This is a genomic window from Vibrio sp. SCSIO 43140 (assembly GCF_023716585.1).
In the GTDB taxonomy this organism is placed as follows: domain Bacteria; phylum Pseudomonadota; class Gammaproteobacteria; order Enterobacterales; family Vibrionaceae; genus Vibrio; species Vibrio maritimus_B.
Genome location: NZ_CP071850.1, coordinates 1,076,153 through 1,092,135, shown reverse-complemented (window position 1 = coordinate 1,092,135; position 15,983 = coordinate 1,076,153). Strand labels below are relative to the sequence as shown.

Sequence of the window (15,983 nt, the reverse complement as noted above, 5' to 3'; positions counted from 1 at the left end):
TTTCTCAATTTACTGAGTCAGTCTTTTTAGTTCGCCTTCAAGATCCGATACGGCTTTTTGAGTTTTAAACTCCTGATACATGGCTGTTTTATCATCAGGGTCAATATTGGTACCACTCATGCTGACCATGTCATTGAAATAGCTTTCAAGAACTCTATTATCGATGGCAGCCATTGCACAGACTTGCTTTTCACCATAGATTTCACCAACGTCAAGTTTAACGATCTTTGATTGGCGAAGTCTCGATTCAGAAATCTGCTTGCTAATAGTCACAAACGTTTCCGAAACACTCGTTCCCTGATTGTTGCTTACTAACTCAGAAACATGTCGGTCCATGGTGCTCGCTTTCATGTTAATGGACTGAATCAAACTTGATCGCGCTGCGCTTTCCGCGCGCCTTTTATCGATATTAAAGCTTCCTGAAGAAGAGGCGCAGCCCACTGCAGCGAGACCGTCTGCAAACTCTGGCTGATATACCCAGCTCTCTAAGCCATCAGCGAATGCACTGACTGGCAAGCATGTTAGTGCTACTAGGGCGATATTTTGTTTTATTTGTTTAATCATTTTATCTAACCACTGTAATTGAATTGTTTGTTATCTTTCTTATTTGGAACGGACTGCCCTCAAAGAGAGACGTATCTGAGGTAAGCTCATTAGCAACAGACTGCGGCAAGGAAAAAGAACGAAACTCGATAACCTTTCCTTGTTCATTTCTGTCAACTTTAGGCTCTTTATACTGAGGGTTTTGGGCTAGCCAGCGAGATACCTCTTGCGAACTCGCCAGGCCTGGCATATGGATACTTATTATCTTGCCACCTCTATCGGTCAACGACTCAAAGCCCTTTTCGAGCATAGATTGAAAATCTTCAGCTCCCCCTTCTAAATGCACAGATGCGAGGCGAATCTCGACGTTATCACTGTCAGGTAATGCGTATTGCTGAGGTGTATTATTCCAATGAGACAGTGGAATCCATCGCTTATCAAATAGAGTAAAGGACATTGATAGCTGGGCTCGTTTTTCTCTTTTAGTTAAAGCCGAGTCGAGCTTTAAGATCATGTCTGCATCTTCAAGCTTAAGTGCTGTCTTGATCCCAGACCTTTCCAATATTTCCAGTACCTTCGCGCGAATCTGGCTATTCTCTACATGAACGAGGACTGTCGGTTGATTGAGAAGCAAGTAGTGATTCTCTGCTATCTGTTTTAGACCTCTCAGGTCAATGGATATGTCCATCAGAGCTTTAGTTTGCTCACCCGTACTTTGGTGTTCTAGTAACACCGAGTCCTGGATAAACTGAAGGCTCGCCGAGTGAATAGCACTGGCGTGCCCAGAATCAATACCCATACCAGATAAGGCTTTTTCAATCGCTAATATCTGAGCTTTAGATTCTGCAACATGCAAAGAAGCCTTGTCCTGCGACTTTTCAGCAATGACTTCTACTCTAAAGACATGCTCATCACTCGACTCATCCCATACCCAGTCACCCTCATCACTATCATTTTTCAGGAGGCTCGCTATGACATCGACACAGGTTTCACTGCCTTGTAGATAAGTATCACCTATTTGAAAGTTCAAATAACCTTTGCCTGAACTGCTTGTCACTTGTTCAGACCAAAGTCCTTGCTTAATCTTTTTTTTCTGACTGTAGGACGTGCTGTCCAAGGCCTTCAAATACGATTCAACGGCGTATTTTGGTGCCTCTTCGATTGCCGATGACTTCGCGGCTGCGCCTCTACCGTGAACACAAGATTGGTATGCAACTTTCAACTCAGGCTCTTGCCAAATGAGTTCATTTGCCATGACGCCCTGAGTCAAAAAGAGGGCGCTAGTTAGCGCCCACTTTATCGTTTCCATTACAAAACTCCACCGGATGTGATTCGGCTCGCCAGGAAGTCTTTCGGCGTACCCACGCTTACAGCGAACAGTTTCGCGTCACGAGCAGGACGATAGATACCTTCCTCAGCCTCTCCCTTGATGCGTTTCGCATCTTTGGAGCTCTTCCACTTAACGATTTTGCCCTGACTTTCGATGTCACTTGGGTTAACTCTCGCCACACCCACAGGTTCAGCAAACCCAAGGCTGTACTCGAATATCACCATAGTTTCGTTGGGTAAAATTCCAGCATTCTGACCTCGGTCTAAAGAGATACGGTCACCTTTAACGCCTAGCACCTGTGCCGTCGCTGGCACTTCAGATAACATTCTGCTAAGAGCGATACCGAATCCTCGCGAAGACATATCATTCAAGACGGCAGAAACAGCATTGGCATCATAGATGTCAAAACCACCTTCAATCTGACCAGATTGCATCCAGAATTGCATCTCACTCATCGGCTTAACATCACCAGTACGAACCTTGATCTTGCCAACGTTGGGGTAACTGATTTTTTCCTGAGTGTAAGGGTCAACAAAACCGATAGAGAAATCGAGGCTCAAATCTACGAGGTTAGTAGAGCCACCAGTGATTAACTCGCCGGTTTTAACTGCATCAATCGTCATCGCATAATCAGGGTGAAGAACACCATTTTTCATACGGCGCGTCAGCTCAGCATCTGACATCCCCGCCATGGAATCACCAAGAAACTTAACTGTTCGCTCATCGCCAGTGACAATTCTAAATCGATTCAGACCAACCAGTTGGTTTTCAAATTGATTCAATAATTGGCGACCATCATAAGCACGAACAGAAGCCAGCCAGTCATTGGGATTTTCAGTATCAGCAGTTATCGGGTCGGCCATATACAAGCGCAGTACTTTCTTGCTAAGTGGGCAATCTGGATGCTCGTTATTTACCTCAAACGTGCACTTATCAAGCCCGCGCGTGTTGTAATAAGCGGGAAGCTCTATATCACTGTCTTGAAACTGTTCAGGAGCTTTCGCATATTCATACTCTGATGCCCCTTTGTGTGCATTGGTTTTTACACGACTCTGTGGTGCTTGAGTACTTTGACAACCCACGACTACCAAAGACAACAGGGCAACGGTAATTCCATTAAGCTTCGTCATTGCTCTGACCTATACGTTCCTTGATAGCCTTGTCCGCTGCGTCCATATCTTTGATAAACTGTTGCTCTGCGCTAATCAAGCCGTTGCTATCAGTGATTAAGCCCACTCGCGTTTGCATTTCATCTACAACGAAACCAATTGGATGTTCTTCAGGGTCAATCGCTCCTTGAATAAACTTATACGCTTCAGCTTTCGCTACCGCAGTCGCGTTAGACGCGGCGAGGTTCGTCACCTCTATCGCCTGAACACCAAGCTTAATGGCCAGCTCAAGGTTAGCGTTGAAGATTTTGCTTTGAGCCTTGGTATAGTCGTTGTATTTCGATTGCATCTTAGGGTCATCATTTAGAAGCTGAACAATCTCTTCTTTTGATTTATCTGAGTGCATCGCAAAGAATTGCTGAACATCTTTGTGCTCTTTACGAATGTTTTGATACTCGCCGACTACCTCACATTGACGTTTAGTGACAGACAAAACGCCTTTTGAAGCTTGGTCGAAAGCTGGAGCATATTCGGTATAACCTTTGGTATTCTCCACACAACTTGCTTCGATATCTGCAAGTAGTTCTTCGCGGTTGTCCCACATAGATACGTTGCTTGCACAACCAGCCAAAATAGTGCTTCCAACTAACATTGTTAATAGCTTGTATTTCAAAATTACACTCCTAGTATTTTATCAAATGGCTCAGATCCTAGCTCTAATAAGAACTTCTCATAAATCGCGTCCTCGGCTTTTTCATAAGATTCAGATGCTGGGCTTGTATAGTTATAGTTTTTTAAAATGATCGGCTGAACCATGCCTACCTGACGAAGTTCAACGCGAATCGAACGGTTAATCCGAAACTGTCCATTTTTACTGGCTTGCTTTCGCTTACCAGACAAAACGATCTGATATTTGGTGCCGGTTTGAGAAGTCACTCCAATCTGTTGAGCAATCTCAGTCAAATAATCAGATATATCCGTCGTGCTTCTATCAGAAATCACGTGGATATGAGCTCTAGACTTTTGAATTGATGCTTCATGAAGTAACGGAAGTAGCCTATCTTGGTAGTGAGAAGCATCACTCTTTGTAATACCTTGCAATGCACTAGAAACCGTATAAATAGACGCCAACTCTTCTCTTATCGACAACATATGTTTTAGCGCATCAATGGGCTCGCTAGTTTTTGCCAACTTAATAATGTTCTCTATTCGCGTAATATCACTATTAAGTTTCGAGTGATACGCATTAGCTAGTTGATGGGTGTCAATACTAACCAAGACCTCATACAAATCGCCGCTGACTTGCTTTTCAACTCTATAGCCATATATAGGTAGTCGATCACTTTCCATCACCATTAGTTCACTGAATTCTTCGTTCGTTTCACCATTTTTAAACTCAACCAGTGAACGAGTTTCCACTGAAATGCTGGATACAATTTTTTGTGCAATATTCGCTACAGCGCTGCGTTCAGCTTCTTGCATACTGTGACCGGCACCCAATCCATAAATAGTGGAGCCTGAGTCAGAAGGAATATCTAGGCCAGCATTCACTGTAAGACTAAGTGATAATGCAAACAATCCAAACAACCTCACTCAGTAACCTCCGCACTGTAGTCACGCTGACGCTTAGTAACCTTCTTCAGATAATTGATGGTTTCGTCGTATGGAAGATTATTAATTAACGTGCTATAGACCTCATCCGGAGTCATGGCGTTTATCTTCTTCGCCGCAGCTTTTATTCGACGTTCTCCAAATGCTTTGGCTACATTGCCTGCTCCTGTGTTATAGGCAGCGATAATGCAATACTCTCGGCTTTTGGGATTAGTAATCTCTCTTAGATATCTTGTATTGAGAATATCCAAATAGCCTGTCCCAGCCTGTATATTGTATTCTGGCTTATATAAATCTCGTTCATTCATAGGTGCATCGATCTTGTGCACAAATCTATTTACATCATGTCCGGCACTTGTTGCGACAACTTGCATTAACCCAAACGCGGGTATTGGTGAGCGAGCAGCGGGGTTAAAACTAGACTCTGTATGCATGACAGCCAATATCAATTCTGGCTTAATATTAAATTCTTCACTTTGCTTATAGACATCATCTAGGAAAGGTTCAATACGTCGCTCAAGACTGCTGCTCGGCATTTTGACACTGAGACTCACGACTTTCTTAGCGGCAACTGGCTGTTCTTGCGCCTCTTTGCGTTGCTTTTCATAGGTTTCATTTACCGAGGTCATGCGCTGCTTGGCTTCGACAACAAGAGCTTGCTGCTGGGCTTTAACGATTGACTCATCGACTTCTACATCAGCCTGCATAGCCAATTGGTCAGCTTGTCTTTCGATTTCGTTGAGTTGAGCTTCCGTCTGCTCTACGATTTCTCGAAGAACTTTCTTCTCATTTTCAACATCATAGCTAACTACCCTCTCGACAGTGTCTATCTTCGCAGTGAATTCAAGAAGCTGGTGATCAACCTCAGCTCCAGCAAGCTCGGATTTAAGCAATTGAGAAACTTCCTCAGCGCTTGCATTGGCATCTACTAACACCTCGACAGTGACAGTATCGTTATCATAGTCAACGATCGTTCGTGTATCTTTCTCTGGGTTCTGCTTGACGCTGTAATGGCTAGCACCAATTTTTGTATCACCCCAACTAACAAGAGACGCTTCACGCTCCGCATCCCATTTCTTCAAATATGCACTTCTCCAGGCAGCATATTCTTGCATGTGTGCGATATACCAAGCTTCAAACTCAGCTTGTTCTTGTTCTGGAGAAATGAAGGCTTTAGAAACTTCGTTATCTAATTCTTCAAACGGATCAATAGCTGCATTGGCATGCAAAGCGAGGCCAACACATAGGGCAATTGTGTAGTATTTCATTTTAAGCCTTTAAGAGAAGTAGGCGCTATATTCAAATTTCGATAGCAACATTTCGATAAGCAGAGGTTCGGTTAACTCACCAATGACAAATGTATTGGCTGAACGGCTACGAATGGCACTTTTTAATTCCTGCTCTCGTTTTTCATCACCTAGAACAAATGCGTCATCTAACTTCGAAATCTTCTTATCCATGTCGCTATCAAAGGTTATATACTGAAAAGAGCCAACCATTAACGTGTTGTACATGGCATCTCGACCAAGGGATATGGAGTCAAGATAGAAGTTTGAATTCCCACTTTCAAAGTAGCTTTCATCAGGCACAGATATAACTCTGCTCAACGACTGCTGGTCCAACTGCGCGTTGCTAAATGGTATATTTACATTAAAGTCCGGCACTAAAGCCTGGATTGAATAACTTGCAACTCGCCCTTGCTTCACCGCTACGCTTAAAAGAAACTTCCGAAAATTGTAATAGTAGAACCGTACTTCTTCGTCAATTTTTGAGCTTTTAACTGCTTGTGAAACACCCGTTAGAGAAGATAAATACTCAAAAGAGTGTCCAACATTAATCTTATCGATAAGGTTGTACTCGTTGGTATTCGTAAAGGTGGCTTCCACTCTCTGGTAGTTACTGATTATTACAGCTTCAGTGTCACTCCATGTACCAATAGATACGATAATCGCGGCAACAGAAAATGCCACAGACTTAGCCTTTGAAAGGTGCTTGCTATATTCCATTATTCAACTGAGTTGCTTATTTATATTTATGTTTTTACGTTATCAGAGCAACTACACTCATACAAGCGTTTGAACCAACGTCACAAAAATCGCCCCTCGCTCACTTTGCGACCAACTATCGAATAAAACCCTAAAAAATCCATGGTCATCGTGTTTTTATATTGTTAAGTATTTTGTTATTTTTGCCAAACTATAATTTTTATCCATAGAACCAACATTAAACAAAATGATGCGCATATTATAAAGTTAATCACCGATCACATTTTGTTTGCCTCATTGCTACTAACCCTCGCATATCAAATAGCCAAAGTTAGTTTATATATGACATAAATAAATTTATATTCATCACAAAAATAAACCTTGAATGATGTTAGATACATACAGAAAAAGATCGGTTCATTAGCTTCAGTTATATTATCCTCACAACAATAATGAGAACCGATAGATACTACCTTGTTGATTGTTCGAAATAGAAGCCATTTTATATCTATATAAACTAAACATGCTCTAGTTACTCGGGCCATCTCTCTAAGATGTGCCAGCACTGACTTTTTGCACAAAGAGATTTCACGAGCCGTGTTACACAACAAAAAAAGCCACCCAAAAGGGTGGCAAATGAACCGAAGCAAAGGTGCTATCGTAAGTGGACTCGTTAAATTGAGTAGAAGAAGTACAACTGTGATTTCATTCTCAGGATAATTCCTCGGATGACGTCAAGAAATGCAAGAAAGCCAATGGGTTTATCACCGCTAACCCAAGCGAGTCCCACTGCCCCAACCGGAATGTCATAGCCCTCTGTCTCGCGGATCTTCAAACGAACAAAATGATGCTTGTTGTTAACGTTCTGACCTGTCGTTGTGCGCACTGATTGATCCAGAGCCAACAGTGTTCCTTGAGATTCACCTGTCGCTTCAACAATACCTTCAACTTCGGCGGCAAATACATGACCGGGGTAAACCGAGGTTGAAAACTCTGCAGCCTGTCCTTGATGGATATTACGAATCGCCTGATGGTTGACTCGCATCAGCACATACTTTTCATTGGTATACATCTGCAAGCGAGGCACTCGCGACAAAAGCTGACCTTCTCGAAGAATGAAGTTGGTCACAAAACCGTCCGCTGGCGCGTAAACCTTGGTACTGTCTAAGTCCCATCGGGCTCGTTCTACATTCTCTTTCGTGTTGCGAAGCTCTGCGCGTTTGCTCTCAACAGCAAGCTCAGATTTATTGATGGCGAGCTTCGCTTTATCTGAATCCACACGTTTCTTTTCAAGCTGCGCTTCGATAGTCGTCACTTTATGACGCGCTACCTCAACCAAGCTCACCTGCTTATCAATGTCACTCTCAGTAATGGTGTTGCTCACAACCGAGTTCTGCTCTTGAAATCGCTTGAGCATTTTTTTCTGTAATTGGTAATCCACGACTGCTGCGTTAAGCTGGCTTTGGGAGGTCTCAACCGCTTTAAGTGATGATAAATACGTAGACTTCGCTATTTCAACATCTTGAATTGCACTATCAAGGGACACGTCAGCGGCATCGTGTTGGATTTCAGCTTGATCCAATGCAATCTGGTAGGGTTTTGGGTCGATCTCATAGATAAGCTGCCCTTTCTGAATCTGCTGATTAGGCTCAATGTGGAGCTTTATCACCTTACCAGAAACGTTCGATGAGTCTGGGCGCAAGTGAATATGCGGAGCTTGAACCAGTGATCCGCCCGATAAGTCCATCGGCGTATAGTTAATCAGCCCTACCCAAACAAACATCAACCAACCAACACCGCCCACATAAGCAAAGCTTTTGGAGAATTTATTCCAAGGCATACCAATTAGCCTGAGCAAGTAGATAAACAGTGCCCAAACCGCTAAACCTTCTAACATGCGTCGCTCTCCGATTTTTCACTGTTCCAAATATCTCGCAATCGGACTATGGCTTTTTCCATATCCACAAATGCGATGATGACTGCCAATACCCAAACCCAGTGCCAGATAAAGCCAATCCAGGTGAGCGCGGTAATGAGCCCAAGTTGGTGATGGTCACGGCTATGCGCTTTGTTAATTGGAAGTTCATGGATCCGCCAAAATCCATAGACAGCAGCGCCAATACTGGCAACTAACACGACGGCTGACACAACATGAAGCGCAGTATCAGCCCCCGTTCCAACGAAAGGAACACTCACTAAACTCATTGATAGCTCTCTTAGTTAAATCGAGCCGGAAGTGTAAGTGAGGATGAAATAATTAGTTACATTGTGATAGATTCTATCAAAATACCGCCAATTTTGATGAAATCAATATCTAGGGAAAAGTCATGTTTCGCAACGTTCATTTTGTAAGAGTGATGGGAATCAAAGGGTTAGTAGATCGCCTTCAGTTAACTTACGGCATTACATCCGACGCCCTCGGCATTCCACACTCTGTGCTGGAATATGATATGAACCTGATTCCGATCTCGGTCCTCAATCAATTTTATGAAAACATAGAAGGTATTACTGGGGACCCTGATGCAGTGCTTACGCTCGTGCGGCAGATGGATCTCAGTAAGCTGGGGTCGTTGAGTCATTGGTTCTTTGCTGGACATGATTTAGCAACAACGATTCGTCGAATTAACTCTGGTATTACCTGCATTCAATCAGGCGCTTTTTTTGGCGGTGAGATCGTCGGCCCCATCGTTAAGTGGACCTATAGAAACGACTCGATAATTGCCAACGCTAAAGCTCAAGATGGCGTGCGAGTGGCCAACTTCATGTTAAACGTCCTCAGGCATTATTTGGGGAAAGACTTTATACCGGATAGAGTTTGCCTTCCCGGTTCATTGGCCAATAAAATGGAGTATGAAGCCCATTTCGGGTGCCGCATTGAATGGGGTCATAATAAAACCGAGGTTTGGCTGCCAAATCGCCTTCGTTTACAAGGCAATAAAGTCCCTACACTACCTCCTGAAAAGTTATCAATGAGCTTTGCCGACTTAGACGGTTATCTCGATATGCCTGATCCTCAGGATCATACCAAAGTGCTCTACGAAGTCGTTAATTACTCTCGACATTTTGGTCTACCAACGCTCGCCAAGGTATCACAGCTGTTAGGGCTATCCGAACAGCAACTACAGCGTCGGCTACAATCTTCAGGGCTTAATTTCACGTCTATCGTGGGGTTTGTGCTTTCAGGAGAAACTGTTAAGCAAATAGTATTGGGTGTTCCATTAGAAACTATCGCAAAAAGAATGGGATATACCAATATGACGAGTTTTAGTCGCATGTTTAAAAAGTACCGAGGTGTCACCCCCAAACAGTACGCACAGAATTACGCCGACGCTTATTGAATAGATCCAAACATCATCATCACAACAATCGAGCCTCCCTATCAAAGAAATAGGGACAAGCAATCTGAGTTTTTGCCGCTTCAATGCCATGCTTACAGCATAACGTAAGACCGAGTTAATGGTCATTGAGGCGCACTCAACTTACTCAGCTCATCGCTAAGCCAGTTTGGAGGAGCGCTTAACTGTTTCGCATTCAGGAGATAGATATGCACGGTGAACAAACTGGTAATGCTGGCAAATGCCCAGTAATGCATGGCGGAAATACTATACTTGGTGGTAACACTAGGCTTGGTGGAAAAGCGACAAAAAACCTTGATTGGTGGTCTAACCAATTGAACCTAAAAATACTCCATCAGAACGACACCAAGTCAAATCCGCTTGATCAAGATTTCAATTATCAAGAAGCGTTTAAAGCGCTAAATCTCAAGGCGGTAAAAGCTGACCTCGAAGCGCTGATGACAGATTCGCAAGAATGGTGGCCAGCAGATTATGGCCACTATGGTCCCTTTATGATCCGAATGGCATGGCATGCCGCAGGGACATATCGAACTTCAGATGGACGCGGCGGCGCTAATACTGGTAATCAACGCTTTGCCCCACTCAACAGTTGGCCCGATAACGGTAACCTAGATAAAGCCCGTCGCCTACTTTGGCCAGTCAAAAAGAAATACGGTAACAGCCTCTCATGGGCCGACTTATTTATCCTTGCGGGCAACGTTGCTATTGAGTCAATGGGACTGCCTACTTTTGGCTTCTCTGGCGGTCGTCAAGACATTTGGGAACCAGAAGAAGACATCTATTGGGGTGCAGAAAGCGAATGGCTTGGTGACGAACGTTATTCCGGTGACCGTAAGCTCGAGAAACCGCTGGCCGCAGTGCAAATGGGGCTTATCTACGTAAACCCTGAGGGTCCAAACGGTGAACCGACTATCCTTGCGTCTGGTAAGGACATCCGCGATACCTTTGCTCGAATGGGTATGAACGATGAAGAAACCGTTGCGCTAGTCGCAGGTGGACACACCTTTGGTAAAACCCACGGCGCGGGCTCTGAAGAAGAAATGGGACCAGAGCCAGAAGCCGCACCTCTTGAAGAGATGGGTTTTGGCTGGAAAAACAGTTTTGGCACCGGTAAAGGTGACGATACCACCACCAGCGGCATTGAGGGTGCATGGACACCAAACCCTATCCAGTGGGATAACGGTTATTTCGACATGCTGTTTGGCTATGATTGGGACCTCGTGAAAAGCCCGGCGGGCGCATGGCAATGGGAGCCGATCGGTGTCGCCGACGATCATATGGCACCAAAAGCGCATGACGCCTCTCAGAAAGTTAAAACCATCATGACTACGGCCGACATGGCAATGCGCATGGACCCTATCTATGGTCCTATTTCAAAGCGCTTCCATGAAAACCCAGATGAGTTCGCTGATGCCTTTGCGCGAGCTTGGTTTAAGCTTACCCACCGCGATATGGGTCCGAAAAGCCGCTATATTGGGGAAGAAACACCCGATGAAGACCTAATTTGGCAAGATCCACTACCGCAGGCGACCTTTAGTACACTGTCAGACAAGGACATTGCGGAGCTGAAACAAGCGATTCTATCGACAGACCTCACGGTATCCGAACTTGTTTATACCGCGTGGTCGAGCGCATCCACATACCGAGGCTCGGATTTCCGTGGCGGTGCAAACGGTGGACGTATTCGCTTAGCTCCACAAAAAGACTGGGAAGCTAATCAACCAGAACAACTCGACAAGGTACTAACAAAACTGGAGTCCGTTCGTTCCGAATTTAACACTCAGGAGCGAGGTATTTCGATTGCTGACTTAATCATTCTTGCAGGTAATACTGCCATTGAAAAAGCGGCGCAAGATGGCAATGTAGATCAGATAAGAATCGATTGACCGATCCTTCTGATGAGAGACAATCGGAAACCTGTTTATAGGTTTCCGATTTTTTATGTCTATTCAAAACTTCTTTGCCGACTTCCTCGAAGAAAACCCTGTCGATGTAGCTCAACTCACTACATTCTCTGAACACATTCCTGATGAGTGGGTCGCTAAAGCAGCCTCTCTGTCTGATAAAGCGACAATCCGTCGACGCCGATTACCGAGTGATATGGTTTTGTGGTTAATTGTTGGTATGGCTTTTTTCCGTAATGAACCCATTGCCGAAGTCGCACGGAGAATGAACGTCTGTGCAGACGGTTTGGCTGATGAAGAACTGTTGGCAAAGAGTGCTTTAACCCAAGCAAGGCAACGCTTGGGTAAAGCAGCACCTGAATGGCTATTTAGGCAATGTGGGAGAACGTGGGGGCTTGAGCGATACCCTGATGATACTTGGCAGGGCCTACAGGTTTTTGCTGTAGATGGTGCTCTTTTTAGAACAGCTGACACACCCGAACTAAGAGAACATTTTGGCTCTGGTAATACGTCTAGCAATAGACAAACCCCTCATCCAGTATTGAGGGTTGTGACCATGATGAACGTTCGCTCTCATGTCATCGTTGATGCTGCGATAAGCCCTTATCGCCGAGGTGAAATCCCTCTAGCGATGCCCTTTATCAACGCTTTACCAGACAACTCTGTGACATTACTGGACAAAGGTTTCTATGGAGCAGATTTACTCCTTTCTCTCCAAAGCAGTGGAATAAATAGACACTGGCTTCTCCCTGCAAAGAAAGGAGTCAAATATACCCTATTAGACGATAAAGAAAGCAGTGACATGCTTGTGGAAATGAAGACCTCACCGCAGGCTCGTAAGAAAAACCCTAATCTTCCTGAGAAATGGACTGTCAGGGCGGTCACTTACGAGGTCCAAGGTAAATCCAAGACGGTGTTTACCTCTCTTCCTAGAGATAAGTACGATGCTCAATCCGTGGCAGAGCTTTATCATGAAAGGTGGGAGATCGAATTAGGTTATCGTGACATCAAGAGTTCGATGCAACATAACGCTTTAGTGTTGAGAAGCAAAACAGTCGAGCTTGTCTATCAAGAGTTATGGGGACTGCTACTCGGTTATAACTTGGTGAGACGAGAAGCTAGTCAAGCCGCCGTTGAACACGGACGCTTACCTAATGAAATAAGTTTTAAGTATGCTTGCCAATTTATAGCCAGCCAGCTCAAAGTGATGAGTAAAGCGGTATCTTTAGGTAACACGCCGAAACGCCTAAAGAGCCTTCGAGGTGATTTGTCTATCCTCTTCATAGACAAACGCCCTAAGCCAAATCGGCCTAGGGCGGTAAAAATATCAAAAACCCGATACCCTGTTAATCGCAACGCAGCTCCTCTTAAGTGAACTACGTTGGGCGCAAGATGGAGGCTTCGCGGTTGAGGTGCCCTTCTCTTCAGGTCGAGTCGATGCGAACGATGAACATACAGACACCGACTCTTTTGCGGTATTAGAGCCTGAGGCTGATGGTTTCCGTAACTTCTCGAAGAAGCTGTTTACGGTGCCTGCCGAAGAAATGTTGCTAGATAAAGCACAGCTGCTTGGACTGTCTGCGCCTGAAATGACGGTAATTATTGGCGGCCTAAGAGTACTGGGGGCCAACCATAACGGTACATCACACGGTGTACTAACTGACCGAGTCGGTGTGCTCAGCAATGATTTCTTTGTCAACTTGGTCGACATGGCAACAGAATGGAAACCAGTATGCCCTCATAATAGCGCTTACTTGGGCACTGACCGAGCAACAGGTAAGAGAAAATGGACAGCCACACGCGTTGATTTAGTCTTCGGCTCCAACTCTCAACTGAGAGCACTTGCTGAGCTTTATGCGTGTGATGATGCCAAAGAGAAATTTGTCAGAGACTTTATCGCCGCTTGGACGAAAGTCATGAACGCTGACCGATTTGATCTTAAGTAGTCTCTCATAAGTCGTTAACATCAATTACTGGGGTGGCATTACGTCACCCCTTTTTTGTGTTAGCGGTTCATCGCTAAATCTTCGAAGTCAGGCTTTGCTTTAACACACTGTGAAACCGATAACACTTCTCATCAATTTTTAGTAAGTTACCTCACCTTGTCACTATTTCCGTTTATCTTTAGAACACTATCTAAGACAAAGGAAGTACCCATATGAAGTCAAAGCTCTCTATGACGGCATTATTGGTGTTGTCAGGTATCACCACTCAAGCCAACGCCTCAGAATGCGGAACCGTCACCATCGCCGACATGAACTGGAACTCAGCCAGTTTGATGGCCCATATTGATCAATTTATCCTCAGTAATGGGTTCGATTGCGACGCTGAGTTGATTCCAGGTGACAGTGTACCGACAGGCACCTCCATGATAGAAAAAGGTCAACCAGACGTCGCGCCAGAGCTTTGGACCAATGGCATCAAAGAAGCGCTAGACCAAGGGGTTGCCGACAAGCGTCTACGCTATGCCGGAAACTCTCTTACTGAAGGTGGTGAAGAGGGTTTTTGGGTGCCAGCGTACATGGTGGAGCAGTATCCTGAACTCGCGACCATCGAGGGCGTCATCAAGCACGCGGCTCTCTTTGAACATCCCGAGAACGATGACAAACATGCATTCTACGGATGTCCTGCTGGGTGGACTTGTCAAATCACTTCTGAACATCTTTTTAATGCACTAGAGTTAGATAAGCACAATTTCGAAATGATTGACCCAGGCTCTGGCGCTGCCCTATCGGGCATCATCGCCAAGTCGTATGATCGAGAAAAACCTTGGTTCGGCTATTACTGGTCACCAACACCCGTGCTTGGAAAATATGAGATGGTTAAAGTCGATTTTGGCAGCGGAACCGATATCGACGAGTATCGCAACTGTACAACCCAACCAGACTGTGAGTCTCCCAAGGTGACTATGTATCCTCCATCACCAGTCCATACTGTGGTCACTGAAGAGTTTGCACAACGTGGTGGCGATGCAAATGACTATTTCGCCAAGCGTGGCTTCACCAACAAGCAGATGAGCGAACTTCTTGCTTGGATGGAAGACAATCAAGCCGATGCCGAAGAAGCTATGTATCACTTCTTCGAGTCTTATCCAGAACTATGGAAATCTTGGGTCTCCACCGATGTCGCTACTAAGGTGGAACAATCATTGTAAGCTAACAAGGCCTTTAACATGTATAGTGTTAAAGGCCTTTTATATCAGTCGGCTGCCTACTCTAGTTTAAAGAGGCAAAATAGTCATCCCAACTTTGATGTGCTCTACTTGCCGCTTTCGCATAATGACTAGGGTTATCCGCTTTACCTTCTTGAATACCTTGATAGATACCCGCTATCACAGTACCAATAAAGTCTCCCAGCTCAGCAATGCGATCCAATCGATAGTCTTCCACAGACATAGGTTGATAAGACAAAGTAGTCTTAAATGCAGAGTTAAGGTAATCAGCGAGTTGATACTGAGTCAGCGCTTCGCCATGTAAGTTATAGGTTTCACCATTATGCTTATCTTCCGTCAACATTCTTGCATAAGCACAAGCAAGCTCTGAGCGCGTGGTGTAGCCACATCTTCCATCACCCGCGCAGTTAATGATCTTACCTAGTTTTTTGTAGCTCTCGATATACTCGATATCAGGTTCAATATAGATACCATTGCGGCCAATAACCCATTCTAGACCGCTCTCTCTCACATCTTGTTCGGTCTGTCGATTACTCTGGATAACCGGCGAAAAAGCCGTGCCTTCCTCCGCACCTTGTACGCTTGTATAAACTAACTTTTTGACCCCAGCAGACTTGGCCGCTTCTATGACATTTCGGTGCTGCTCGATACGCTTTTCAGGCGCATCCATTCCCGACACAATCAGTAGCGCATCAATACCTTGTAACGAGGCAGTTAGCTGGTCACGATCATTGTAATCACCTGGGCGAACTTCAACGCCTAAGTGTTCTGCTTTTGATGGTGTTCTGGCTAATGCCACGACATTCTCGCTCGACACAACCTCTACTGTTGCTTTGACAATGGCCGCCCCTAACTGCCCACTTGCTGCCGTTACCGCTATCTTCATCGTGCTTTCCTCATGTGTCTGTATTGATCACCTCGCTAAATTGTAGCCATTGCAAATACAACCGACAGGTTAGTCTGGGCGCTAAGA

At 44.8% G+C, this 15,983-nt stretch carries 13 protein-coding genes and 2 pseudogenes; 5 read left to right on the top strand and 10 right to left on the bottom strand.

The annotated features are described in order from the left end of the window. Nucleotides 1-9 precede the first annotated feature (9 nt). From J4N45_RS05190 to J4N45_RS05150, 9 genes are all read right to left on the bottom strand, one after another. Complete coding sequence (locus J4N45_RS05190; RefSeq protein WP_252013917.1) at nt 10-564, bottom strand: hypothetical protein; 555 nt, start codon at nt 562-564, stop codon at nt 10-12. Nucleotide 565: 1 nt separating this feature from the next. Next, nucleotides 566-1,852 (bottom strand): hypothetical protein, encoded by a 1,287-nt coding sequence (locus J4N45_RS05185; protein WP_252013915.1) that lies wholly within the window; start codon nt 1,850-1,852, stop codon nt 566-568. Beyond that, nucleotides 1,852-3,003 (bottom strand): hypothetical protein, encoded by a 1,152-nt coding sequence (locus tag J4N45_RS05180; protein ID WP_252013914.1) that lies wholly within the window; start codon nt 3,001-3,003, stop codon nt 1,852-1,854. Before J4N45_RS05180 ends, J4N45_RS05185 begins: the two co-directional genes overlap by 1 nt. Then, nucleotides 2,990-3,655 (bottom strand): hypothetical protein, encoded by a 666-nt coding sequence (locus tag J4N45_RS05175; protein ID WP_252013913.1) that lies wholly within the window; start codon nt 3,653-3,655, stop codon nt 2,990-2,992. Before J4N45_RS05175 ends, J4N45_RS05180 begins: the two co-directional genes overlap by 14 nt. A 2-nt stretch (nt 3,656-3,657) precedes the next feature. After that, a complete protein-coding gene (locus tag J4N45_RS05170) occupies nt 3,658-4,560 on the bottom strand; it encodes a hypothetical protein (RefSeq protein WP_252013912.1) in 903 nt (300 codons plus the stop codon). 11 nt (nt 4,561-4,571) lie between these two features. Next, entirely contained in the window at nt 4,572-5,861 is a 1,290-nt protein-coding gene (locus tag J4N45_RS05165) for a transglycosylase SLT domain-containing protein (RefSeq protein WP_252013911.1), read from the bottom strand. 9 nt (nt 5,862-5,870) lie between these two features. Next, on the bottom strand, nt 5,871-6,563 hold the full coding sequence (locus J4N45_RS05160) for an ETEC_3214 domain-containing protein (protein WP_252013910.1): 693 nt from the start codon (nt 6,561-6,563) through the stop codon (nt 5,871-5,873). Between the two features lie 688 nt (nt 6,564-7,251). After that, nucleotides 7,252-8,475, bottom strand: coding sequence for an HlyD family secretion protein (locus J4N45_RS05155; RefSeq protein ID WP_252013909.1), 1,224 nt, complete (start codon nt 8,473-8,475; stop codon nt 7,252-7,254). Next, entirely contained in the window at nt 8,469-8,783 is a 315-nt protein-coding gene (locus tag J4N45_RS05150; RefSeq protein ID WP_252013908.1) for an MFS transporter, read from the bottom strand. The genes J4N45_RS05155 and J4N45_RS05150 overlap by 7 nt, the downstream gene beginning before the upstream one ends. A gap of 122 nt (nt 8,784-8,905) precedes the next feature. On the opposite strand from J4N45_RS05150, the gene J4N45_RS05145 reads away from it, so the two are divergent. The 5 genes and pseudogenes from J4N45_RS05145 (at nt 8,906) to J4N45_RS05125 (ending at nt 14,992) form a co-directional block, all read left to right on the top strand. Continuing rightward, entirely contained in the window at nt 8,906-9,916 is a 1,011-nt protein-coding gene (locus tag J4N45_RS05145) for an AraC family transcriptional regulator (RefSeq protein ID WP_252013907.1), read from the top strand. Between the two features lie 206 nt (nt 9,917-10,122). Continuing rightward, nucleotides 10,123-11,802, top strand: a pseudogene (gene katG, locus J4N45_RS05140) (catalase/peroxidase HPI); the annotation flags it as partial. A gap of 73 nt (nt 11,803-11,875) precedes the next feature. Further along, nucleotides 11,876-13,213 (top strand): IS4 family transposase, encoded by a 1,338-nt coding sequence (locus tag J4N45_RS05135; RefSeq protein ID WP_252012245.1) that lies wholly within the window; start codon nt 11,876-11,878, stop codon nt 13,211-13,213. Beyond that, a pseudogene (locus J4N45_RS05130) lies at nt 13,176-13,784 on the top strand (peroxidase family protein); the annotation flags it as partial. The gene J4N45_RS05135 and the pseudogene J4N45_RS05130, both read left to right, overlap by 38 nt. 212 nt (nt 13,785-13,996) lie before the next feature. Then, the gene (locus tag J4N45_RS05125) at nt 13,997-14,992 is read left to right on the top strand and encodes an ABC transporter substrate-binding protein (RefSeq protein ID WP_252013906.1); all 996 of its coding nucleotides are present in this window, start codon (nt 13,997-13,999) and stop codon (nt 14,990-14,992) included. A 61-nt stretch (nt 14,993-15,053) separates the two neighbouring features. Here the strand turns inward: J4N45_RS05125 and J4N45_RS05120 are convergent, their stop codons facing one another. Beyond that, a complete protein-coding gene (locus tag J4N45_RS05120) occupies nt 15,054-15,896 on the bottom strand; it encodes an SDR family oxidoreductase (RefSeq protein WP_252013905.1) in 843 nt (280 codons plus the stop codon). Nucleotides 15,897-15,983 lie beyond the last annotated feature (87 nt).